Genomic DNA, 23,535 nt, shown 5'->3' on the forward strand with positions numbered 1-23,535 from the left:
TAACATTCCAATCTTCAATTTTAATTTAACCAGAATATCCATGTAATTACAAATAAATCATTTTTTAATATGATACCTCATCAATTTTCTTTAATTTGTTATATGACATTTAGAACTATCAAACTGTGTATTGGTTTTATACCTGCATAAAAAAGACTTTGAGGAAAAACTCAGATCGAAGAGAAAGTAAAGTTTTTCAGGGTAAGATGTCAAAAAAATTTTATTTTGTTTCAATTTGTTCCCATTGATGGATAACGTGTTTTCATTTTAAAAAGGCTGTCAAGAAAATCTTGACAGCCTAATCCCCATATATAGAAGGTTTTCAGTTTTAATTCAACACTCTTCCGGCGTACCGGTATTCGTGGCTGTTCTGAAAGAAGAACCGCATCCGCATGACGCAATCGCGTTCGGATTGTCAATCGTGAAACCGCCGCCCATTAGTGATTGTTTGAAATCAATGATGGTGCCGTTCATGATATCAAGGCTTTCGGAGTCGACAAGGACCTTGATGCCGTGCTGTTCGAACTGCGTGTCTTTCTCTGAGACTTCATGGTCAAAGCCCATTCCGTATGAAAGACCGCTGCAGCCGCCGCCTTTTACGCCCACTCGCAGGAACGCATTTTCTTCTTCATGTTCTTTCATCATATCTTTAATCTGCAATGCAGCAGCTTCTGTAATCGTTACTGGTGTACTCACGATCATCCCTCCTTTTGACTGGATGTTTCTTTTCAATTATAAACGTGATGTTGCCTTTTCTCAAATAAATGGTTTAGAGATAGAATGTACCGTCACAAATCGTTTCAGCAGGTCCTGTCATCAGCACATGGTCATTGTCTTTCCAGCGAATGATAAGGTCTCCGCCAGCTAGATGAACGGTCATGTCCGTTTCTTTTTTCGCATGCCCATTCACAATCGTTGATACAGCCGCAGCACATGCTCCTGTTCCGCACGCTTGCGTAATCCCTGATCCTCTTTCCCACACGCGAAAATGCAGTTCCGTTTCACTGACACGTTCCACAAATTCTACATTGACGCCTTCTGGAAACATGTCATGCTTTTCAATGATTGGCCCAAGTGAATCAAGCGGCGCCTGTTCAATGTCTTCTAAATAGAAAACGATATGGGGATTCCCCATTGAAACAGCTGTTCCATTTAAGGTCGTCGTGCCAAAATCAAGCGGTTCATTAATCGTTGTACTGGCCGGTTCACCAAGCATTGGTATCGCTTCTTTTTCAAAACGAGGTTTACCCATATCTACTGTCACTAACTGAACGTGACCATCCTGCACATGAACGGTCGCTTCAACGAGTCCTGACAATGTCTCAATCTGGAACGTTGTGTCTGTTACGATTTGATGCTCATACACATATTTTGCAACGCAACGCAGACCGTTACCGCAGTTTTTCCCCTCTGATCCATCATTGTTGAAAATGCGCATTTTCACAGGTGCAACATCTGATGGGCAAATGAGGATCATTCCGTCTGAACCGATACCTGTATAAACAGAAGAAACGCGGATCGCTATCTCTGACAGCTGCTCTTCTGGAAGCTGTTCCTTCATCTGATTGACGTATATATAATTGTTTCCTAGTCCGTGCATTTTCGTGAATTGAAATGATGTCATGAGCGTCCTCCAAAAATGTTGTTTCTTTATAGTATAAAAGGAGTCGATTCAGGAGACAATCTTATCATCCCCCGTTTTTCATACATAGAAGCTCTTTGCTGCCATGGCAAAGGGCTTTTATTATGCATATGCCTCTTTTTCTTTCGTGTGATGCTTCATTTTGATGATATTTTATTAGCATAACATATTGGATGCGCTTTCTACATTTTCTCCTGAAAAATGGAAACTGAATATATGAAAAAAATGCACCTCATGACCCATGTGGTGCATTTAAAACATATCGTTTTCCTCTATAAAAGCATAAATACGCTCGACTAGCTGCTCTGCATTTTCTCCAGAAACAAATTCTCCATTCACAAGCGCAAATGGGGAGTCCATACATTTGCCGCAGTAGCTTAAACAGCCGTATTCCATTACATCTAAGTTTGGGTCTTTTTCAAGTTTCTCTTTTGCTTCTTGAGACCCTTGTGCAAGATTACTTACACAAAATTCGATCAGTGGAAACACTGTGCTTCACCTCACATTTGCCTTACTATCCTACCGAAATTCCTTCTATTAGTCAAAACATGAGCTTCAATAAATCGTTACGCCTATTCCCCGTAAAATGTTTTACTATTTAGGACTAAGTAATGAATATGTAGGTTATTTTGAAACAATTATTGTGGTTTCACAGTAAATTCGATATAATTTTATTTGGTATTTTAACTTAAAGTTTTTTAGTATAAGTGTTTTTCAATGTCTAGGGGGAAAAGGAGAATCGTCATGAAAAATTTAGTCTTGATCGGCGGAGGTTACGGGAATATGCGGGTTCTCCACCGCTTATTGCCAAATCAATTACCTGATGATGTTACTATCACATTAATTGATCGAAATCCTTACCACTGTTTAAAAACAGAATATTATGCACTTGCTGCTGGAACGATCTCTGATCATCACATTCGAGTATCTTTTCCAGAGCATCCGAAGCTGGATATTCAATACGGGGAAGTAGAAAAAATTGATATTGAAAACAAACAAATTTTATTTAGCGACCGTGAACCGATTCCATATGATGATACGGTAATCGGACTCGGCTGTGAGGACAAGTATCACAATGTCCCTGGTGCGAAAGAACATACATACAGCATTCAAACCATTGATCAGTCAAGACATACGTATAACAAATTAAACAATTTGAGTGCAGGTGCAACGGTTGGTATCGTCGGTGCTGGACTTAGCGGGGTAGAGCTAGCCAGTGAACTACGTGAAAGCCGCTCTGATTTAAACATCATTCTTTTTGACCGCGGAGAACTGATTCTTTCCAGTTTCCCAAAAAGATTAAGTTTATATGTACAAAAATGGTTTGAAGAAAATGATGTGAAGATCATTAACTGCGCCAATATTACGAAGGTTGAAGAAGGAGTTGTGTACAACCATGATGATGCCATTGAAGCAGATGTCATTGTGTGGACAGCAGGAATTCGGCCAAGTAAAGTCGTGCGAGATATGGATGTTGAAAAAGATGCCCAAGGCCGTGTCGTCTTAACTCCTCATCACAATGTCCCTGGAGATGAGCATGTCTATGTCGTAGGTGACTGCGCAAGCTTGCCGCACGCACCAAGTGCACAGCTTGCCGAGGCACAGGCAGAGCAAATTGTTCAATCTCTACAGAAACGCTGGAAAAATGAGCCGCTTCCTGAGGCTTACCCACAGTTTAAGTTAAAAGGCGTACTCGGCTCTTTAGGGAAAAAAGCCGGCTTTGGCTTAGTGGCGGATCGCCCGCTTGTTGGTCGTGTTCCAAGACTCTTAAAATCTGGACTTCTTTGGATGTACAAGCATCACAATGGATAAAATGATGTGAATTTTTTCTCAAAGCTCCTTCTAATGAAGGAGCTTTTATTATGAAACGGCATGTGCCGATGAATGGTTCACTTTGATAGGAGCAAGCGCAAGGATGCAGTCTTTACGAAACGTTCTGATCGTCTTCTTCGATAAACAATACGCTTGTATGAACTGTTCAGTTTGACGATGTACAATGATTTTTCGTTTCGAACACTCTCCAGTTTTCTTCATATAAATCATATCAATCGGTATTTGTTGATGAAGAGATTGTTTTAGTAAATAATTCATGATGCTCACGCTCCTTTCATCTCATTATATAAGAACAAACGTTCTAAATCAACCTAAAAAAGGAACGTTTGTTCTGTTTATTTTCCTAAAAAAGAACAGCTCATTCACTGCTCTCTTCGTACCCGTATTTCTCCATTTCTTGATAAATATCTTTTAATTTTGGATTGCCCTCTCCAACAATCTGATCCTCAACAAGGACAAGTGGATAAAAGAATTCATCATCAAGAATTCGTTCAGACAATTCTTTTTGGCGTTCGTTTTCAGGCGGGTGCTCAATATCGATATATGTGATGCGAAACGGCTGATTTGGATATTTTCGTTTTAATGCTGCATCTAGCCACTCAAATGTATCTTTTGAAGAAGGCAGATTCACGCAACTAGCGCACAGGACATCTCTTCCATATACATAAAGGTCAACGGTTTTGTTCATTTGACAAGCCCCCTATTCTTTCTTTATTTTAGCTGAATTTTCTGTATGAAAAAAGTCAAAATCACTTTTTGTTTCAAGATGAGATTGTGCTATAATGAGAAGGAAACTTTGAAACCAATCAATAGATTTTTATCGTCCAGATGAATATAATGGTGATATGTTGTGAAAGGAGCGATTATATCTAATGACTGAAGTCGAAATGAAAGACCAAGTACAGGAAGTACTGGACAAACTTCGTCCATTTCTATTACGTGATGGTGGAGACTGTGAGCTTGTAGACATTGAAGATGGCATTGTGAAATTACGCCTTCTTGGTGCATGCGGCAGCTGCCCAAGTTCAACCATTACATTGAAAGCCGGTATTGAGCGCGCATTATTAGAAGAAGTACCTGGCGTTGTAGAAGTTGAACAGGTTTTCTAATTCATATATGACATGAAAACGACCCTTACCGGGTCGTTTTTTAATTAGGATAACTTCTCTCTAAACCATTCTTGAATAAAGGTCAGTCTTTGAATACGCTGCCCAGGGTGGCCGCTTCTCGATAAATCATGAGAAGCCTTGGGAAACTTGACTAATCTCGTGTCTTTTCCAAGTTCCTTCAATGCCACAAAAAGCTGTTCTCCTTGATCGACTGGGCAGCGGTAGTCTTCATCACTGTGCAGGATGAGAAGTGGTGTATTCACCTGTTTTACATACTTTAGCGGCGAACGATCCCATAGCTTATCAACAGAGTCATAAATATCCCCATCAATCTGCCATTTTGTAAAGAAATAGCCGATATCACTGATGCCATAAAAGCTAATCCAGTTCGAAATAGAACGCTGTGTAACAGCTGCACGGAAACGGTCTGTCTGTCCGACGATCCAGTTGGTCATAAAACCGCCATAGCTGCCGCCTGTTACGCCAAGCCTTGTTTCATCAAGAAAGTCATAGGCTTTGAGCACATGATCAACAGCCAGCATGACATCCTCATAATCAACGTCACCATAGCTGCCTCTTACCCGATCCGTAAACATCTGTCCGTACCCATGACTGCCATGAGGATTGATGTACACAATCGCATACCCTTCAGCGGCGAGCATTTGAAATTCATGAAAATACGTATGACCGTACATCGCATGCGGTCCGCCATGAATTTCTAAGATTAGTGGATATGTCTTCCCCTCTTCCATCTGAGCAGGCTTCATAAACCAGCCACGTACAACGTCTCCATCTTTTGACTGGAAAGAAATTGGTTCAGGTTCGGATATGACATGTTCCTTTAGAAAGTCATCATGCTCAAACGTGATTTGCTTGAGTGAGGATTCCCCTAAAGTCAGCTCATACAGCTCACTAGGCGAGACAGGTGAAAGACGGCTGATCAGCATTTTTGATTCATCTGGATGAAGACTGAAATTCGTCACATGTTCTGCCTCTAAACGAACGGGATAGGCTAAGCCTTCAATAGAGAAATAATAAATTCCGGTACTCCCTTGATCAGAAACAAGCGCATAAAACCCCTGACTATCCTTTGTCCATTGTGGAAACTGATTGGCCTCACCCATAACACTATCCCCTGCCATACAGTTTCCTACATACATATCGAGCATTTCTGATAATTGAACGGTCTTTTTCTCCTTCAGGTCATGCAGCCACAATGACAGGAAGGTTGCATTTTCAAATTCACGTTCGTGTCCAATGTACAAAAGGCTTTCTCCATTTGGAGAAAATGATACAGTCGTGTAAGCGCCTGTTGATTGGGTGATTTTCTTGGATGTACCGTCCTCTAAGGAAAGGAGACAGATATCACTTATGTAAAACGTCTGCGGGTTGGATTGAATATAGGCGAGCCACTTCCCGCAAGGAGAGACGACATGATTCACATGATGATGCGACTCACTCGTAACCATCTCTACCTCGCCGGAACGGACATCGATTTTTACAATTTGCGTCAAACGCCCATCTAAAAAGCCTCTGCCATCTGCTTTATAAGTCAAATCATCATATACGGCCGGAGCAAAGTCATCACGCTCTTCTTTTTTTTCATCATGAACAGATTCTTCTTGTTTTAATGAGACCGCTGCATAAATGAACGCTCCATCCGGTGAAAATACAGGATGAGATACGCCGTAAGGAATATTCGTTAAAGTACGAATGCCGCCGCCATCGCTCTGAATGAGTGCGAGCTGGGGGACTTCTTTTGGCTTCTGCAAAATAAACGCAAGCTGCTTTCCGTCTTTTGACCATGCTGGTTGATGATGCTTTCCATCATCAAATGTCCATTGAGACAGCTCCCCTCTCTCTTCATCTCGAACCCATAAATGAATATTGTAATCATCCTTTTTTTCATTCACCGTTACTTTTGTAAAAACAGCCTTTTTTCCATCTGGTGAATAAACTGGATGAGAAACAGACACGATTTGTGTTAACTCTTCTGCTGTTATCAATTTCTTCATCAATAGATCTCCCCCTTTTATGTATCAAAAATAGTTCGCTTCTCTAAATAATAATCCCTGCTTTTGTTATGAAAAACAAGGATAAAAAAAGAACGTGCGTCTTCACAGCACGTTCTTCATTTGATTCACAGAATGATGCTCGACGACGACACCTTCTACTGGCACCGTCAACACATCCACTTCACAATGCGGGAAATTTTGGGCAAGCTGCTTTTTCAGCGCTTCTCCCTTCCCTTTTTCCACTAAGGTCAAAATAGTCGGCCCAGCACCGCTTAATGCTGTTCCATACGCGCCTTTTAATGAAGCAACGTGCTCCACCTTTGATAGCTCTGGGACAAGCATCGTGCGGTATGGCTGATGAAATAAATCTTTATTCATCATTTCTCCTACAAGCGGCCAGTTCTGTGTCATTAAGGCGGCAACAAGGACGTTACTCACTGCACTCGCACTCACGGCCTGTTTATAGGAAAAATCCTCTGGCAGGACATCACGGGCATCCTTTGTGAGCACTTCATAAAAAGGAATCACGACGACGACATCTACATCCACATGCTGCACTTTAACGGCATGTGTCTTGTCTTCTTCATGAAGACCGATGAGTAAACCACCGAATAAAGAGGCACCTGCATTATCTGGATGACCTTCTACCTCACTTGCAAAAAAGAGCTTCTGATCATCGGTCATCTTTAATTCAAGCAACTGATTGGCGAGCTCAATAGCGGCGACAATAGCAGCAGCGCTGCTGCCCAGCCCCCTCGCTAATGGAATATCACTCCACACTTTGACATGAACAGGCGGGAGTGTTTTTCCAAAGTCATCTGCGACCTTTTTAGCTGTTTGGTAGATCAGATTATCGGTGCCTGATGGAATACCAGACACAACATCTGTTTCTGCTTCAAACAGCCAGCTATCATGGTCATAGACCGATAGCTTTAAATAGCGGCTGAGCGCCATTCCGACTGAGTCAAAGCCTGGTCCTAAGTTGGCAGTGCTTCCCGGTACTGTGATTGAAAAAAGCATGGAGGCGTTACTCATACGCGTGCGGCCTTTTCTAAATGTTCCAGAATTTGATCTTCATCTGCATCCAGTGTGACCGGTTTGATGTGCGAAATATCAATCGCCGTATTCGGATCTTTTAATCCGTTTCCTGTCAGTACAGCGACGACTTTACTGCCTGGCTTAATTTCTCCAGATTTCACTTGTTTGAGTACACCTGCAATTGATGCACAAGACCCTGGTTCTGCAAACACACCTTCTTCACGTGCGATCAATTGATAGGCATGAAGAATTTCTTCATCTGTCACTTCATCAATTTTCCCGTTTGATTCATCTGCCGCTGCTACAGCTTGCTTCCAGCTTGCAGGGTTTCCGATGCGAATGGCTGTTGCGACTGTTTCTGGCTGCTCAATGACTTCATTTCGAACGATGGCTGCAGCTCCTTCTGCTTCAAAACCACGCATGACTGGCAGTCCAGTGCCTTTTTTCTCATGATATTCTTTGAAGCCTTTCCAGTACGCTGTAATATTCCCCGCATTTCCAACAGGAATCGCCAGTACGTCCGGTGCGGAGCCTAGCTGCTCACAGATTTCAAATGCCGCTGTTTTTTGTCCTTCAATTCGGTATGGATTGACGGAGTTAACAAGTGCGATCGGTGCTTTTTCACAGATGCTGCGGACAATTTTAAGTGCATCATCAAAGTTGCCGTCAATGGCAATGATCTCTGCTCCGTACATGACAGCCTGCGCCAGCTTACCGAAGGCAATTTTTCCATCTGGAATGATGACAATACATTTCATATCAGCGCGCGCCGCATAAGCTGCCGCTGCTGCAGATGTATTCCCTGTCGATGCACACATGATCGTATCATTGCCTTCTTCTTTTGCTTTTGCGACGGCCATGACCATCCCGCGATCCTTAAAAGAACCTGTAGGGTTGACGCCTTCTGTTTTCACATGGAGTTCAATCCCAAGCTTTTCAGATAGCTTTGCGAGATGAATCAGCGGTGTATTTCCTTCATTTAATGTTAGTTTAGGTGTTTGCTCGTTTACTGGTAAGAATTCTTGAAATTCTTCAATAAGTCCATTCCACTTCATCAGCTTAAACCGTTCCCTTCTACTCGGTACGTGCTCTTCACTTGAACCACCACGTCGAGATCGTTTAATGTTTGCAGGATATTTGAGAAATCTTCTTCTGATGTCTGATGTGTAATAATCACAATTTCAGCCAGCTCATCATGCCCTTTGACAGGAAGCTGCAGGATCTTTTCAAAGCTGATGCCTCTTTCAGAAAAAATCGATGTAATGCGGGAGAAAGCTCCGACTTGATCTCTCACATGTATTCTTAAAAATTGCTGAGCAAATACTTCGGATGATGATTTGATTTTCTTCTCAAATTGCGGTGCAATAAATCCACTGCCATTCACACCAAGACGCATGTTTTTCATAACAGCGACTAAATCTGAGACTACAGCTGTTGCCGTTGGCAGGCTGCCTGCTCCAGGTCCGTAAAACATCGTTTCTCCGACAGCACTTCCGTAAACATAGACAGCATTAAATTCATTGTTGACGGAAGATAACGGGTGATGATCAGGAAGTAAAGTTGGCTGTACGCTGACCTCTACTTTCTCTCCATCCCTTTGAGCAATTCCGATTAGCTTCATTGTATAGCCAAAACGTTTACTGAAATTAATGTCCTCATCCGAGATGTCCGAGATGCCTTTCACTTTCACATCCTCTAAGTCTACATTCATGGAAAAGCCAAGTCTTGCCAGGATGGCCATCTTTCTTGCCGCATCTAGTCCTTCTACGTCCGCCGTCGGATCTGCTTCTGCAAAGCCAAGATCCTGCGCTTCTTTTAATACATCTTCATACGCACTTTTATCGACATTCATTTTTGTTAAAATAAAGTTCGTTGTCCCGTTCACGATTCCCATCATTTTTGTGATGCGGTCAGAGGCTAAACCTTCCTCTAGTGTACGCAAAATCGGAATCCCACCTGCGACACTCGCTTCATAGTAAAGGTCACAGCCGTTTTCTTTTGCTACATGTAAAAGCTCTGTGCCATATAGCGCCATTAAATCCTTGTTGGCTGTAATGACATGCTTCTTCTCATTTAGTGCATCTATTAAATATTGTTTTGTCTTTTCAATGCCGCCCATCACTTCAATAATGACGTCGACCTCTGGATCTCGAATCACATCGTATACTTCAGTTGTGAAGACCTCTCTTGCCACATCCACATCTCTTTTTTTATCGGGATTGCTCACAAGCACTTTTTGTATTAATACCGGACAGCCGATCTGGTGCATTAATTTATCCTGATGATCTTGAATAATCTTAACGACACCGCTCCCCACTGTTCCTAATCCTAGTAGTCCAACTCGAATTGCCTTCACCTGAAATTCCACCTTTCTCCGTAAATGTCCTCTCTAAAAAGACATTTGTTAACCTAACGCAGACATTCAATGTACACACATTATAAAGGGGTATCCTCATTTTGACAAGGTAATAAAATAAGAGAATATGAGAATGAAACCGCTTAACATCTATTTATATCAAGATTCTATATTTTCAAAATATTTTTGTAAGAAAAGCTCCCGAAGCCGGGAAGCTTGAGATTACGCCTGAACTGGCGTTTTGGCTTGCTGATCTTGCAGGACAAGCGCAATATTTTCAGCACATAAATGCATCATGTTTTTTCTCGTTTCAACACTTGCACTTCCGATATGAGGAAGCACTGTTACATTTGGTAATGTCGTTAATGGGTGATCTGGGCTGACTGGTTCCTTGCTAAATACATCCAGACCTGCTCCTGCAATTTTTCCTGTCGTGACAGCATCATATAAAGCCTCTTCGTCTACCGTCTGCCCTCTGGAAACGTTGATGAAGTAAGCTGTGCTCTTCATCTGCTCAAATGCTTTCTTATTAAACATTTCTTTCGTTTCAGGCGTTAAAGGCGTCAAACAAACGATGAAATCAGACTGCGTAAGCAGCTCATCAAATGCGGCATAGGTCACACCTAGCTGTGCTTCTGCTTCTGGCTTTCTTGAACGATTATGATAAAGCACATTCATATCAAAACCTTTTGCCCGCTTGGCCAGTGCAGTTCCAATACTGCCCATTCCGACAATCCCTAACGTTTTATGATGCACATCAGCACCAGCTAGAAGAAGCGGTCCCCAGCCTGTCCAGTTCCCATCCTTAATCCAATCACTCGCTTCGACAATTCGTCTTGCTGACGCCATCAAAAGCGCAAAGGCTAAATCAGCCGTCGATTCTGTTAAGACGTCCGGTGTATGACATACCGTGATCCCGTGCTTTTTAGCTGCCTTTAGATCAATATTGTCATAGCCGACCGCGAGATTCGCGACCACTTTTAGATTTGGAGCATTTGATAAAAGTGCCTCATCTACTTGATCTGACAGCATCGTGAGCAGCCCATCTGCTTGAGCCGCTTGTTTTTCTAACTCTTCTCTTGGACACGGCTCATCCTCGCTCGTCCACATGTCAATATGAGCGACTTCTTTTAATGGTGTAAGTGTTGTTTCATCAAGCTTTCTTGTGATATAGACATAAGGTTTCGTCAAGAAGAACACTCCTTTGGTTGATTTCTTTAAGCATAACGAAAAACGCCTCAAGAGAAAAGAGACGTTTCGTCTGTTCACTGAAACTTCAAATCAGCGGATTGATGAATCCATCCAACAGGAGGAATGAGATGCCCACCGCTGCGCATGGCACTCAATTCTTGAAACACCTTGAGAAAATATTCGTAGCGGTTCGCATCATTTAAAACGTAATCTAATCGTTCTTCATAATAAGATTTTTCATTTTCTCCTGACATATAATACCCTTCGACAATTTCAAAATAATGAAGCGGAAACAGAAGACGGCTGTACAGCAGTCGCTTTGAAAACGATGAAAGAGGCGTAACCTGCTCATATTGCTGCAAAAAGGAGAATCCCTCTTCAATTAAATCCTCCTTATGCTGGACAAAGGTTTCTCTTAAATATTCCGCGATATCTCTTGTTGGGTGGTCAAATACCCAGTCAACAGGTAAACGAAGCGGCTGCTCGTGTGGCCAGGTCATACGTGAAAAGCGCTGATGACAAACAGTTCCTGAATCACATTCTTTTGGTTCATCATCAAGCTCTGTATCCACTAAATATTGAATGGCATTTTCCGTTAATCCGAGATAATACGGAAAGGATTCAATGAATTTCTTTTCAAATCGTTCAAGTGGTTTTTGATGCATTTGCTGCATCCAAAAGCCTTCCAGCTGGTCTAACCGTTTTGCCCATAATTCCTTCCAAGCTCCGACACGTTTTGTTTCAGACACCTCATATGGAAACCCTCTCCCCCTGACATGAAAGGCCGCCAGCTCTGATGCGTGCTGAAATGAGCGGCTTGTAACCCGCGGTGCTGCCTTTAATAGAGCGTACAGTTCTTTTCCATGGGTAAAAGTCGGTTTCTCTTCGTTTGTTAATTCAAACACGGCAACGTATGGGTCACCGTCATTCAGTAAATACTGACTGATATGATAAAGCTCTGTGAGTTCTTCTTCTCGCAAATGAGACACGGGAACAATGATGAAGAGAGCTTTCGCCGTTTGAAAGCTCTGATAACTGCCATATGGCATAAATTGACGCACATCAATACCAAATGTGTGATAAATGGTTTCTTTCATGATTTCACCTGCGTTCATAAAATCAGTCTCTTATCATATCGTAGTCGCAGGTTGAGGGATTTATGAATACTATTTACTATCCGAAGCTTTTTCACACGTTGTGGACAAATTACGAGGATTGGGTGAGGAACATGCCGCATCATCATGAGATGAACGAAGTAGAAAAAACAGCAAGACGCCGTTTACAGGAACGAGGCGTAACCATTCAAGATATAGCAGACCTTGTCTTCTTTTTACAGGAAAAATATCATCCTGGCTTAGACATGACAGAGTGCATCCACAATGTGGAACGTGTCATCGCAAAACGTGAAGTCCAAAATGCCATCTTAACAGGCGTTGAACTAGATGTTCTCGCTGAGCAAAAAAAGCTGACAGAACCGCTGCAATCCATTCTTGAAACAGATGAAAGTCTATATGGTGTGGATGAAATTTTATCCTTTGCCATCGTTAATATTTATGGCTCCATCGGCTTTACGAATTACGGATATATCGATAAAGAAAAACCAGGGATTCTCGGGAAACTCAACGATAAATCCTCAGGCGAATGCCACACCTTTTTAGATGACATTGTCGGTGCTATTGCTGCGGCAGCATCAAGCAGACTGGCACATAGTGCGAGAAATGCAGAATAAAACACAAAAGAGGACGTGCGTCTGACGCTTGTCCTCTTTTCATTAAGATAATCGTTCAATCCACTCAGATAATGAATCAATGACATAGGTTGGCTGTTTGTCATATTTCTGAAGCAGCTCTTTTGTCGTGACGCCTGTATGGACAAGCAGTGTATCCATCCCTGCATTCATCCCTGCCATAATATCGGTATCATAATTATCGCCCACCATGAGCGTCTCTGACACATCTGTCCCGAGCACCCGCATGGCCTGTTCCATAATGATAGACTCTGGCTTTCCGATAAATGTTGGCTGCACTGTTGTCGTAACCGTCAGCACAGATGTTAACGATCCATTTCCAGGTAACAGCCCTCTTTCTGTCGGAATGGCAATATCTCCATTTGTTGAAACAAATTGTGCACCTTGACGGATCGCAATGGCTCCTACCGCTAGTTTTTCATATGTAATACCGCGGTCTATTCCAACGACAACGAAATCAGCGTCTTCTTGACCAAACGACAAGCCTTTTTCTTCGATGGCCTGCTGAATGCCTTCTTCTCCGATCACATACACCGAGGCATCTTTCTTTTGTTCTGCGATATAGTTTGCCGTCGCCATACTTGTTGTAAAGACTTGTTCTTCCGTTGCTGGAATATCGAATGAAACCAGTTTCTCTGCTACTTGCTTCGGTGTGCGTGAAGAGTTATTCGTGACAAACAAATAAGAGATGTTCAACTCATTTAACTTGTGAACAAATTGCCCTGCCTCTTCGATCTTTTCTGTTCCTTTATACATCGTCCCGTCTAAATCAATTAAATAGCCTTTGTATTTCATGCTGCTTACAACTCCAATGGTTTATTTAAACGCTGATACTGGTCCAAGCTCCTGCTCCAAGTAAGTGCGAATTCGATTCGGGAAGACTTGCAGCGCCTGTTCTACCTCACTGATGACCTGCAACAAATCGTGATGAACCACTTCTTGGTATTGCTGAACAAGTGTTTTACGGCACGAGACCAGTTTTTTCAGATGAGTGCCTTCTTCTGTCGGTACAACCTTTTCGTCCACAAGAATATCCATGATGTCGTCATAGCTTCCCGGGTCCCGCATGATAAAGCCGTCAATCATATCATTTCCTGTATCAAGAATACATTCGACGAGCAAATGAACAATTCGTTCCAGCGCTTTTTTTTCTAAAGGGCTTGACCATGTTTGATGACTGCGCATCAAATTATATTGCTCCTCAAAAAAACGTAATGTCTCTTCAATCTTCTTTCTGTCTACGAAATACATCATGACGCTCCCCTTTGCGTTATTTTCTAATCCGCTTTAAGACAAAATAGGCACAGCCAAAATTACAGTATTCATAAATGTATTCATCGAGTGTACTGATTTTTGTATCGAATGTGGCCTTTTGGTTTTGGTCATCAAAAAACCCCTTCAGCCTAAGCTGGTTGTAGCCCCAATCCCCCACAATATAATCATACTTATTTAAAATATCTGAGTACCTTGCTTTAAACGCTTCCTCATCAAAGCCGTCTTTGATTTCTCTGACAAGATCAAAGGTAGCATTCTGAATGACGATCATCTTCTCACCTCTTTTTAAACGATCCATCTTTAATGATAATTCATTGGAACAACTCCATCAATTGCTAAAGCATGTTTTTTCCGATTTAGCCGAAGCTAAAGAAAAAAGGAGGTCACATTTATGATGAAACAACTCACAGCCACTATTCTCCTATGCATGCTTTTAGGCGGGTGCGGCTTTCAATCAGGCATGAACCGGCAAGTGGATGAAGATTCTTCCAGCAAGACAATCCGCCTGTCTGATCGTCATGAAGGAAATAATTCCAACATGCCAGAAGCAGATACGAATCGAGCAGGCTATGTTCGTTATCAGCGCCAGCAAGTAACCGATCAAAAGGAAAGAACCCCTGCTTTAAATCGTGAGCACCTTGCCCACGTGATTACAAGTTTAGCCATCCAGCTGCCAAATATAAAGGATGCAGCAACACTTGTCACAGACGAGGATGCCCTCATTGTGTATCGAACAGGCAACAAAAACCGAGATGAATCAGCCGATCAAGTGAAAAAAACAGCGGTTTCTGTTCTCCCTCGTTATTATCATGTGTACGTCTCTGATAACCCAGAGCACTTTCAATCCATTGCCAATTTTTCACGTCTTCAAACCAATTCACGTGATTTCGATCAAATTTTAACAAAAACGATTCAACAAATGAAATACTCTCCTCAAGGCGGAGATATTTCAACGAAAGAAGATGCCAATGGCATGACGAATTCCGATCGGACCATGAGACGAAACGCACCTTACGGCCAAAATTAATACGAGAAAAAACGCCAGAGAGCTCTGGCGTTTTCTTTGTTATGCTTGCGCCTGACGCTTCTTAGACGCTTCGTTTACTTGTTCGTCTGCATGATAAGAAGAACGGACAAGCGGTCCAGCTTCACAGTGGCTAAAGCCTTTTGACATGGCAATTTCCTTCAGCTCTGCAAACTCATCTGGATGGTAGTATTTTTGCACTTTCAAATGCTTTTTCGACGGTTGTAAATACTGACCAATTGCCATGATGTCAACGTTATTGGCAAGAAGATCATCCATAACTTCAATGATTTCTTCCTTCGTTTCACCAAGTCCAATCATAATGCTTGATTTCGTTGGAATGTCAGGCTGCATTTCTTTTGCACGACGCAAGAATTCCAATGAACGATCGTATGTAGCCCGTGCACGAACTCTTGGTGTTAACCTGCGTACTGTTTCAATATTGTGATTTAAAATATCAGGGCGTGTATCCATTAACGTTTTCAAATTATCATAATTGCCACCCATGTCTGAAGGGAGAACTTCAATTGTTGTGAATGGACTTTTTCTTCTAATGGCACGAACAGTTTCAGCAAATACGCCTGCTCCGCCATCTTTTTGGTCATCCCTTGCAACCGCTGTTATAACAGCGTGCTTTAAATTCATCAAAGCCACTGAATCTGCCACGCGTTCTGGCTCTTGCAAGTCTAATTCAGTAGGAAGTCCGGTTTTCACCGCACAGAAACGGCATGCGCGCGTACAAACAGATCCGAGGATCATAAATGTAGCAGTTCTTCTCACTGCCCAGCATTCGTGAATATTCGGACATTTCGCTTCCTCACAAACGGTATGCAGGTTGTTTTCCCGCATCATTTTTTTCAAACCGGTATAGTTTTCATTCGTATTCAGCTTAATTTTAAGCCAGTCCGGTTTTCTTACGTGCTCTTCCTTCTTTGCCAATTCCATCATCTCCATATGAATTCGTTAAAGGTGCATATACAATCATCTTCCTGCTATATACGATGGATGCAGCTGTTGCCGCAAAAAATTGAATCTTCGGCCTAAGGCCTTTTCTTTAGACACTTTAACATAGTACAGATTGAACAACAAGGGAATGAGCTGCAAAAATACCCAAAAGACTCCTAAAATAACAGAAGAAAATTACTAACATTTTCTTCTTATGAAATAACGTGATCAAACCACACTAAACGGTAGAAGAGATGTTCGAAGAAAGGAGATGGACGTTTGTGAAAGTGGTTTTAGCGATCATCATCGCTCTTTCAATGATTCCCGCATCAGTCCATGCACAAGGGGCAAACAAACAGCCAGATGAATTAAAACAGCGAATGGCACTGTATGAAAAGATCGCCATCACCACACAGGTCCCGTGGTATGTACTTGCTTCGGTTGATCAGTATGAACACAATATACGCAAAAGCAGAAGAGATTTACCAAAACAAACAGGTGTGATTGGTATCTACATTCCCCGGGAAATGTGGATAGGACCAGAAAACCCCAATAAGCAGGATACCTCTCCATTAAGCATTAAAGTGTTCGACGGTATTGGGCTTGATGGTAATGGGGATGGAAAAGCAGAAATCGATAACGATGAAGATGTCCTGTTCACGTTTGCTCAATACTTGCTCCATTACGGCAGCAGCATCGACCAATTAAAAATCGCGCTGTGGGATTATTACGGACGTGATCAAACCGTTGGAATCATTTCATCTTTTATGAAGCTCTATAAGCATTACGGCCATCTTGACCTTGGAAAGCACGCGTTTCCTCTTCCGGTTGGCGCTGACTACAGCTACAGGAGTACATGGGGTGATGCGAGAGGCTTTGGAGGCAGAAGAATTCATGAAGGCACTGATCTTTTTGCTCATTACGGTCTTCCTGTTCGTGCGACATCGTACGGCGTGATTGAAATGAAAGGCTGGAATCGCTTTGGCGGCTGGCGGATCGGCATTCGAGATATTCATAATCATTATCATTATTTTGCCCACTTAAATGGCTTTGCAAAAGGACTCAAAGCTGGGCAGATTGTAGAACCTGGTCAAGTCATCGGATCAGTCGGAAGCTCCGGTTACGGTCCACCTGGCACAGCAGGAAAATTCCCGCCACACCTTCATTACGGCATGTATAAAGACAATGGACGAACTGAATGGTCGTTTGATCCTTACCCTCATTTAAGGGCATGGGAAAGAGCCGAGCGGAAACGTCGATAAATAAAAGGAGAAGTTTAGCGATACCGCTGGCTTCTCCTTTTAATATGTATCAACATTATCACTTGTCTACTGTTACTGCTTATGCTTTTCTTTCAATCCTAAAACTAAAAAAAGAATACCCATGATGAAAAAAAGGAGATACACAACTGTTACTTCAAGTGGAATCATGTCAAACATCCCTCTAAATAAGTCGACACTCAAACTGTCACTCCCAGCTAATAATATCGATGCTGACATATATTTAGCACTAAATACAATGGCAAATACTAAAAAACAAAACCCGCTTACATGAATTTTCTTCATATCAATCAAATCCTCCTCTCACTTTCTTAACAGACGATCGTGAAAAATCAGCCTTCAGGATAGCTACACTATTCAAAAAGGAAAACAATGAACATTTATCATGGCACGTGATTCGTATGGAATCAAGTGGTTAATTAGGATAAGATGAACAGATCACATAAAAAAGTCTAAGCATCGCAGCCAATGAATAATTACTTCACAAAGAGTTAGGGGGTTGTTTTTTTGAAAAGAGGAATGACCTTTACCATTCCAAATGAATACGGAGTCTTCCTTGGAGAAGTGCTAAAACCGATCGACATCACCAAATTCAGCTGGCGAATCGATACCGAAGACTCGAATATACTAGTTGATGGCGAAAAAGATGAAGAACTTTTTCCTGAAGGTAAAACAGAAATGGACGGTATAAAACTCAAACACCTCATTGAAAACAAGACGTATTATATGATTTTCGCCGATTTACAAGCATATCCAAAAGGGACATTGTCTCATATTAAGACCTATGAAGAATTTATTGAAAGCCTATGCGAGCTTTGGCCGATTGCTCCTATGTCACGATCTATTGCAAAAATAAGGGAACACTCGAATGGCTATACAAAAATGCAGTGGAATGTGGATTTGAAGACGTGACCTATATCACCGATGAAAATGATGCAAGGACAAGACTGTCTGTTTCGTAACAATAAAACGTGCATCACAAAAACACTATATGCAATGACAGCGTATGAAAAAAACAGCCCAATTCGTCCATTGGGCTGTTATTCTTTCTTCTCCTTTTTTTCTGGCAGAACAATCGATGGAGCGCCTGAATTTGTTCCGCTGCCATTATAATAATCTGGGACGTCTCCTTGAACGGCTTGGATGGAGACAGGCACGGAATTTTTGACGACGATGGTTTCTGAGGCGAATGGGATGATGACTCTCACCTTCACCTCAATGAGCACACTAATATCAATCAAGGCATTGTTAATGCCATATGGCTTGATGTTTTTTTCAACGTCTGTATGCGGGTCACCAATAACACTAAATCGTACAGGTACTTTTGGTCCTAGGTTGGCGATAAGTGCATTTCCGGACGCTTGCCCAAGCGGAATGTTATATATAATGCCGTCATGTCCATCTGTTTGATCCTTTAATGCTTCTTTTGCCTCTTTTTGAAAATTCCCCTTTTCAATGTCCTCTAGATTTTTTTGAAGGTGACGTGACAGGTCAGCCATTGCTTTCGATGTTGCTTGCGCATTGAAGTCGATAGTTGTCACTTTTCCGTTCTCACTTGTATTCATCACAACCATATCTTTCATATTCTCCTGATCATCTGCAAAATCTTGAACAGAATATTGGATGAGATGATTGGCAATTCGTTCTGTTTCTAGTTCAGCAATGTGAATCAACGTTGGTTTAATGGAACGATTGATGAAGAATAGGCTAATGACAGTTGAGAGCACAAAAAATAATACGGCAAGCAGCATGACGTAACGAAATGGCAGAGGGCCCTTTTTATAGGGGCGATAACGGCGGTTCAATCTCAATAAAAAATCCCCCCTTCTCCATTACAAGTGTATGCAGACAGGCGGGGGGATAGGAATCATCTGTACATTTTATTTCACCATTTTTAATAATGCATCTCTTCCAATTGTGCCAGCATGAATGCCGAGTGACTCAGCGGCATATGTCACAGATTCTAAAGGTGCATCCAGCAATTGCTCGATGGTTCTTACACCGACTGCTCTTCCTGCGATGATTCCTCTATCTGCAAGCTTTTCATTTAGGAGCCCGACATCAAGTGCACCGCACATAATATAACCATGCTCATTTGTCACTGCCATGAAATTGGTCTTTGGCAGTTTGACGGTGACGGCTGTAAAGGAATGGCCATCAATTGTAATAGGTGTTAAATTCACCATATCCCTTCACTCCCTTCAACACAATCTATGTGAAGGGAGGGCAAGTGTTGTTAGGCTGGAGCGGATTTCACTTTGCGTCCTTCAATCGCCAGCTCAGGACATCACGCAAAAATTCCGGCATGAAATATTCGATGTGTTCATGGTCACGTATATGAGGAAAAAGAGAGCCAAGTGTATACATATCCACTGTGCCAACCGTATAGGAATCATCTTCTTTGACGAGTTGATCGTTTACATAGACCTCTTTTACTCGTTTGGTTTCGCCCTCTTCTAATGAATAAGTCAAACCGCTGTATAGCATTTTCCCCATCAGTTCGCCTCTAAAGCCAAAGCCTTTGATGCGTAGCTGTTCCATTTTTTCTTCACAGCCACGAGACACTGTTTCGATCAATTGCTTCCCAGTAAGTGTCACCCTGATTGGATTAATTGGATGCGGACATATCCGGTGAATGTCCTCTCTTGTGACGATGCCAGCCTCTAATGAATCAAGCACCATCCCTGCATTCATCATGCCGATATCTGCCTCGCACCATTCTTTAATGGCATCTGTTAAAAGCTGCGGAAGCTGGGAGTCATCAAACCACTTTGTTTCGAGCTTTGATTCAATGGATGTCACTTTTTCCTGCATGAGTGACTTCGCTCTTCTTTCTGCTTTCTGTAAAGTCGTGATCGCTTCATCGGATTCACTGATCAGCTGGTCGACTGATTGCACCGTCGCTTTTTTCTCGATGAGCTCGCAACTCGCTGTGTCAATGGTCAGCTCGACACAGCCAATATAATGCCCATACTTTTCAGCACATGCAAGAAGAACACCATTATCCATCTCGCCCTGTTCTAAAAGATGATGCGTATGTGAGCCTAAGATGATGTCGATTTCCGGGAAGTCATGGGCTACCTCTCGATCATGGATGATGCCTAGATGGGAAAGAAGAACAATGACATCGGCTTGTCCCTTCATTTCTTGCAGCATCTCCCGTATGCTCTCAAATGGGTCTGTAATGTCCCAGCCCAGCTTTTCATAGACAGGTGTATACGCAATGGTCACCCCTAAGATGGCGATTTTCAGTCCATTCTTCAATGTGATCACTTCATAAGGCTTTGCCCACGATGGTCTTTTGCCTTTTTCAAATAAATTAGATAAAATCACCGGGAATTGCGCGTCTTTGTACAATTGGTCGAGCTGCTCATGAGGCAACGTAATGCCTTCATTATTACCAATTGTGACGCCATCATAGCCAAGCTGATTGAGGAGTTTGACATTCACTTTTCCATAATCCGCTTCTGATACAAGGTTTACTCGATCCATATGATCGCCAATATCAAATAAGAGCATCTGATCGTGAACTTGACGCTTTTCTTCAATATAAGCTGCGATTTTTGGCCAATTTTCAAAGTGGCTGTGCAAGTCGTTTGTATGATATAACCATAGCTTCTGCAGCATGTTGATCTCTCCCTCAAGTTGTCACTGAACCGTCTCGTTCAAGTTGAAAGCCGCAGCTCTCGTTTAACTAAATAAATCTAACTGCTTCGGGGATAAGCTTGAATACGTCAAATCCAGCAAATCAATCATTTGCTGGCCATTCGTCGCCGCATCTCCGCCTGAGTTATTATTAAATACGACATATACATCTTTCGACTGCTGATGCAGGATGTCGAGGTTCTTTTTCCATTCCTTTAGTTCAGCTTCATTATATAAATATAAGTAACGAACTTCACGCCAGTTCTCATGATCTGCCGGGTGAAGCCAGCCTTGTTTATTTCTTCCGTGGAAACGGACCAATGTTTTGTCACGGTGTGTGGCTTTTATGACTGGCGGTATAGACCCTTCTCCGACTTGCGGTTCATCACAGACGGAATGAATCCACCCTTCTTTCTCCATAAAGGATAAGGTTTGTTCATAAAACTCGTCTGAAAACCAAGTTCGGTTTCGGAATTCGAGTGCACAAGGAATGTCCCCCATCTTCTCCTTACACCATCTTAAATAGTGGACGTGCTCCTTTTTGCAATCAAACCATGGTGGAAATTGAAACAGAACCATCGCCAGTTTCCCTGCTCGAATGAGAGGAGTCAGTGAAAGAATAAAGGCATCAAACATTTCTTCCTTTGAAGCAAACGGGATCTCGCCTCTTTGATGCCCGGTCATTCCTTGATATGCTTTCACGACAAATTGAAAGGCGTCTGGCGTATCTTTTATCCATTTTTCATGGTTGCGCTCAGGCTGAACAGCATAAAAGCTTGCATCCAGTTCCACAATGGGAAACGTTGATGCGTAGTGAAACAGCTTTTGAGAGCTGCCGATTCTCGGCGGGTACAGACTGTCATGATCGCCCCAGCCAGTTAATCCGATATAAATCATCTATCTCACCTCTTGCCACTTGCTTGTCTAAACGGATTTTCCCATTGAAAGTCTTTGTTTCTTGGGATACCCATCTTTCTGAAAGAAATTCTTCTGTCTACAACATATCATATTTACCCATTTTTCTGAATGAAGATGACTGATGTGATGTTGCCCTGCCATCTTTTTTGTGATATTACATCACAACTTTCTATCTAAATTGAATGGAGCTGATAACATAACATTTATATCAGAGACTTTGACAGCGATTGTCCATTTTTTTATTCATCTTCACCAAAGGCTTCAGCTCTAAAAAAGGAGAATGAGTGGATATGAACATTGTCGATCATCATGTTGAAGCATTGCAAAAAGTGGCCCAAAGAATTCATCAGCCTGTCTATTTGATCAATCAGTATGGACGTATTCTTTTCACCTCACCCCAAGGTATGACAAATCCAGATTGGATACAAATGCTCCGCTTGCTTCACAGTACGCAGCAGCAATATTTTTCTATGGTTCATTCAAAAGAGAGCCTTTCTGTTTTTCCTATCTATATAAACGAACAAGCTTATGATTATTTAGTCGTTCCCGCCTTCATTCATCCTCAAGACGACATGGGGCTGCATTTGATAATTGAACAAGCTGTAAATGCCATGTCCATTTCACGCATCAAACAACATGCTATCAAGCAATCGACAGAGCGAGCCAAAAATGAATGGTTTCGCAAATGGATGGAGGGAACGATTTCCTCAGAGCAAGATGTCGCCTGCCTGGCACGCATGTTTGGATTAAACACAACGATTCCCTATCTATGTATCGTCTGTCAGCTTGATCAGAGCAGTCATTTCTCTTGTTTCCTTAAGCAGCAAACCCTTGTAGAGGATGTGTTTGCTTTACTTGAAAGCACCCTTTCGCACTGTCCATTTCCCGCCTTTCTTTTTGTCAAAGGAGATATCGGCATCTTCCTTATAGAAGAGACTGGCGGCTGGCAGGCAATGAACAAATCGATCTGCTCTTTTTTAAAACAAATGCAGATCCTTATTAAACAACATGTGAATGCCACCATTTCCTTTGGTGTGAGCTTAAGCGGTTATCTCATCACCGATCTGCCAAAAGGATTCAGTGAAGCTGCCCATGCTCTGCAATCAGGCCAGCTTTCATTACGAGCTGAATATATTCAGTTCTATCAAGCAAAAGATGTGTCAGATTTACTGAAGCTCATCCCACCAAAAGATTTAACAACATTCTATGAGCGGTATCTCCACCCATTATATGAACAACCACAAGTCGATCCAAACCTTCTCCACACCTTATCTGTTTATGTCGAAACACATTGCCACATTTCAGAAACAGCCAAGCGTTTATCTGTTCATCGCAACACCGTGATATATCGACTGGAGAAATGTGAAGAACTGCTTCAGATCAGCCTAAAAGATCCTGACGCAACATTGCGCTTGCGCTTAGCTTTGCGTATTCAAAAGCACCTTTCATCCGATTCGGATTGAATCTTTTTTTCTTACGTCTCATATATTTTGGAGGAGAAATGTGAATGACAAGGA

At 42.1% G+C, this 23,535-nt stretch carries 25 protein-coding genes and 2 pseudogenes; 7 read left to right on the forward strand and 20 right to left on the reverse strand.

The window, feature by feature from the left end; translation table 11 throughout:
* Positions 1 to 333: 333 nt before the first annotated feature.
* The 3 genes from erpA to FXF70_RS00745 form a co-directional block, all read right to left on the reverse strand.
* Positions 334 to 696, reverse strand: coding sequence for an iron-sulfur cluster insertion protein ErpA (gene erpA, locus FXF70_RS00735; RefSeq protein ID WP_008357254.1), 363 nt, complete (start codon positions 694 to 696; stop codon positions 334 to 336).
* 73 nt (positions 697 to 769) lie between these two features.
* Positions 770 to 1,624 carry a diaminopimelate epimerase gene (gene dapF / locus FXF70_RS00740; RefSeq protein ID WP_116306149.1) on the reverse strand — a complete coding sequence of 285 codons (855 nt, stop codon included), beginning with the start codon at positions 1,622 to 1,624 and terminating at the stop codon, positions 770 to 772.
* 270 nt (positions 1,625 to 1,894) lie between these two features.
* Complete coding sequence (locus FXF70_RS00745) at positions 1,895 to 2,131, reverse strand: YuzB family protein (RefSeq protein ID WP_008346813.1); 237 nt, start codon at positions 2,129 to 2,131, stop codon at positions 1,895 to 1,897.
* A gap of 255 nt (positions 2,132 to 2,386) precedes the next feature.
* Between FXF70_RS00745 and FXF70_RS00750 the strand changes: the two genes are divergently transcribed.
* Positions 2,387 to 3,454: an NAD(P)/FAD-dependent oxidoreductase gene (locus FXF70_RS00750; protein ID WP_148779668.1), complete on the forward strand. Its 1,068-nt coding sequence runs from the start codon at positions 2,387 to 2,389 to the stop codon at positions 3,452 to 3,454.
* Positions 3,455 to 3,502: 48 nt separating this feature from the next.
* On the opposite strand, the gene FXF70_RS00755 is transcribed toward FXF70_RS00750, so the two are convergent.
* Together FXF70_RS00755 and FXF70_RS00760 are read right to left on the reverse strand one after the other, a co-directional pair.
* Entirely contained in the window at positions 3,503 to 3,733 is a 231-nt protein-coding gene (locus tag FXF70_RS00755) for a WYL domain-containing protein (RefSeq protein WP_148779669.1), read from the reverse strand.
* A 100-nt stretch (positions 3,734 to 3,833) separates the two neighbouring features.
* Positions 3,834 to 4,163 carry a YuzD family protein gene (locus FXF70_RS00760; RefSeq protein ID WP_008346819.1) on the reverse strand — a complete coding sequence of 110 codons (330 nt, stop codon included), beginning with the start codon at positions 4,161 to 4,163 and terminating at the stop codon, positions 3,834 to 3,836.
* Between the two features lie 121 nt (positions 4,164 to 4,284).
* Here FXF70_RS00760 and FXF70_RS00765 point away from each other — a divergent pair.
* Positions 4,285 to 4,584: pseudogene (locus tag FXF70_RS00765) on the forward strand (NifU family protein).
* A 44-nt stretch (positions 4,585 to 4,628) separates the two neighbouring features.
* Here FXF70_RS00765 and FXF70_RS00770 read toward each other — a convergent pair.
* The 6 genes from FXF70_RS00770 to yutH all read right to left on the reverse strand — a co-directional run bounded on the left by FXF70_RS00770 (position 4,629) and on the right by yutH (position 12,299).
* The gene (locus tag FXF70_RS00770) at positions 4,629 to 6,599 is read right to left on the reverse strand and encodes a S9 family peptidase (protein WP_148779670.1); all 1,971 of its coding nucleotides are present in this window, start codon (positions 6,597 to 6,599) and stop codon (positions 4,629 to 4,631) included.
* 102 nt (positions 6,600 to 6,701) lie between these two features.
* On the reverse strand, positions 6,702 to 7,634 hold the full coding sequence (thrB, locus tag FXF70_RS00775; protein ID WP_007500423.1) for a homoserine kinase: 933 nt from the start codon (positions 7,632 to 7,634) through the stop codon (positions 6,702 to 6,704).
* Entirely contained in the window at positions 7,631 to 8,692 is a 1,062-nt protein-coding gene (gene thrC, locus FXF70_RS00780; protein WP_008346825.1) for a threonine synthase, read from the reverse strand. Before thrC ends, thrB begins: the two co-directional genes overlap by 4 nt.
* Complete coding sequence (locus FXF70_RS00785; protein ID WP_039963829.1) at positions 8,692 to 9,993, reverse strand: homoserine dehydrogenase; 1,302 nt, start codon at positions 9,991 to 9,993, stop codon at positions 8,692 to 8,694. The genes thrC and FXF70_RS00785 overlap by 1 nt, the downstream gene beginning before the upstream one ends.
* Before the next feature lie 222 nt (positions 9,994 to 10,215).
* Positions 10,216 to 11,184 (reverse strand): 2-hydroxyacid dehydrogenase, encoded by a 969-nt coding sequence (locus tag FXF70_RS00790; protein WP_048002532.1) that lies wholly within the window; start codon positions 11,182 to 11,184, stop codon positions 10,216 to 10,218.
* 74 nt (positions 11,185 to 11,258) lie between these two features.
* The gene (yutH, locus tag FXF70_RS00795; RefSeq protein WP_035389301.1) at positions 11,259 to 12,299 is read right to left on the reverse strand and encodes a spore coat putative kinase YutH; all 1,041 of its coding nucleotides are present in this window, start codon (positions 12,297 to 12,299) and stop codon (positions 11,259 to 11,261) included.
* 113 nt (positions 12,300 to 12,412) lie between these two features.
* Between yutH and FXF70_RS00800 the strand changes: the two genes are divergently transcribed.
* On the forward strand, positions 12,413 to 12,913 hold the full coding sequence (locus FXF70_RS00800) for a phosphatidylglycerophosphatase A family protein (RefSeq protein ID WP_024719755.1): 501 nt from the start codon (positions 12,413 to 12,415) through the stop codon (positions 12,911 to 12,913).
* Positions 12,914 to 12,955: 42 nt separating this feature from the next.
* Here FXF70_RS00800 and FXF70_RS00805 read toward each other — a convergent pair whose 3' ends face one another.
* Genes FXF70_RS00805 through FXF70_RS00815 form a run of 3 tightly spaced genes read right to left on the reverse strand, consistent with a single transcriptional unit; the run spans position 12,956 to position 14,477 of the window.
* Positions 12,956 to 13,726: a TIGR01457 family HAD-type hydrolase gene (locus tag FXF70_RS00805; protein ID WP_148779671.1), complete on the reverse strand. Its 771-nt coding sequence runs from the start codon at positions 13,724 to 13,726 to the stop codon at positions 12,956 to 12,958.
* Positions 13,727 to 13,747: 21 nt separating this feature from the next.
* Entirely contained in the window at positions 13,748 to 14,182 is a 435-nt protein-coding gene (locus FXF70_RS00810) for a DUF86 domain-containing protein (protein WP_017367989.1), read from the reverse strand.
* Positions 14,183 to 14,201: 19 nt separating this feature from the next.
* Complete coding sequence (locus FXF70_RS00815; RefSeq protein ID WP_008346837.1) at positions 14,202 to 14,477, reverse strand: YutD family protein; 276 nt, start codon at positions 14,475 to 14,477, stop codon at positions 14,202 to 14,204.
* A gap of 120 nt (positions 14,478 to 14,597) precedes the next feature.
* On the opposite strand from FXF70_RS00815, the gene FXF70_RS00820 reads away from it, so the two are divergent.
* The gene (locus tag FXF70_RS00820; RefSeq protein WP_007500413.1) at positions 14,598 to 15,233 is read left to right on the forward strand and encodes a YhcN/YlaJ family sporulation lipoprotein; all 636 of its coding nucleotides are present in this window, start codon (positions 14,598 to 14,600) and stop codon (positions 15,231 to 15,233) included.
* A gap of 39 nt (positions 15,234 to 15,272) precedes the next feature.
* Here FXF70_RS00820 and lipA read toward each other — a convergent pair whose 3' ends face one another.
* Positions 15,273 to 16,169, reverse strand: coding sequence for a lipoyl synthase (gene lipA, locus FXF70_RS00825; protein WP_008360456.1), 897 nt, complete (start codon positions 16,167 to 16,169; stop codon positions 15,273 to 15,275).
* A 323-nt stretch (positions 16,170 to 16,492) separates the two neighbouring features.
* On the opposite strand from lipA, the gene FXF70_RS00830 reads away from it, so the two are divergent.
* Positions 16,493 to 17,437 carry a M23 family metallopeptidase gene (locus FXF70_RS00830; RefSeq protein WP_262368775.1) on the forward strand — a complete coding sequence of 315 codons (945 nt, stop codon included), beginning with the start codon at positions 16,493 to 16,495 and terminating at the stop codon, positions 17,435 to 17,437.
* Between the two features lie 72 nt (positions 17,438 to 17,509).
* Here FXF70_RS00830 and FXF70_RS00835 read toward each other — a convergent pair whose 3' ends face one another.
* Positions 17,510 to 17,740, reverse strand: coding sequence for a hypothetical protein (locus tag FXF70_RS00835; RefSeq protein ID WP_008346846.1), 231 nt, complete (start codon positions 17,738 to 17,740; stop codon positions 17,510 to 17,512).
* 222 nt (positions 17,741 to 17,962) lie between these two features.
* Between FXF70_RS00835 and FXF70_RS00840 the strand changes: the two are divergent.
* A pseudogene (locus tag FXF70_RS00840) lies at positions 17,963 to 18,417 on the forward strand (DUF2691 family protein).
* 78 nt (positions 18,418 to 18,495) lie between these two features.
* On the opposite strand, the gene yunB reads toward FXF70_RS00840, so the two are convergent.
* The 4 genes from yunB to FXF70_RS00860 all read right to left on the reverse strand — a co-directional run bounded on the left by yunB (position 18,496) and on the right by FXF70_RS00860 (position 21,997).
* On the reverse strand, positions 18,496 to 19,266 hold the full coding sequence (gene yunB / locus FXF70_RS00845; RefSeq protein ID WP_017367991.1) for a sporulation protein YunB: 771 nt from the start codon (positions 19,264 to 19,266) through the stop codon (positions 18,496 to 18,498).
* Between the two features lie 69 nt (positions 19,267 to 19,335).
* Entirely contained in the window at positions 19,336 to 19,641 is a 306-nt protein-coding gene (locus FXF70_RS00850; RefSeq protein WP_007500404.1) for a YunC family protein, read from the reverse strand.
* Between the two features lie 67 nt (positions 19,642 to 19,708).
* A complete protein-coding gene (locus FXF70_RS00855) occupies positions 19,709 to 21,082 on the reverse strand; it encodes a bifunctional metallophosphatase/5'-nucleotidase (RefSeq protein WP_148779673.1) in 1,374 nt (457 codons plus the stop codon).
* Positions 21,083 to 21,145: 63 nt separating this feature from the next.
* Complete coding sequence (locus FXF70_RS00860; RefSeq protein WP_007500400.1) at positions 21,146 to 21,997, reverse strand: DUF72 domain-containing protein; 852 nt, start codon at positions 21,995 to 21,997, stop codon at positions 21,146 to 21,148.
* 311 nt (positions 21,998 to 22,308) lie between these two features.
* Between FXF70_RS00860 and FXF70_RS00865 the strand changes: the two genes are divergently transcribed.
* On the forward strand, positions 22,309 to 23,481 hold the full coding sequence (locus FXF70_RS00865; RefSeq protein ID WP_148779674.1) for a PucR family transcriptional regulator: 1,173 nt from the start codon (positions 22,309 to 22,311) through the stop codon (positions 23,479 to 23,481).
* The last annotated feature ends 54 nt before the right edge of the window (positions 23,482 to 23,535 follow it).

Source organism: Bacillus sp. Y3 (genome assembly GCF_008123875.1).
Classification (GTDB): domain Bacteria; phylum Bacillota; class Bacilli; order Bacillales; family Bacillaceae; genus Bacillus; species Bacillus altitudinis.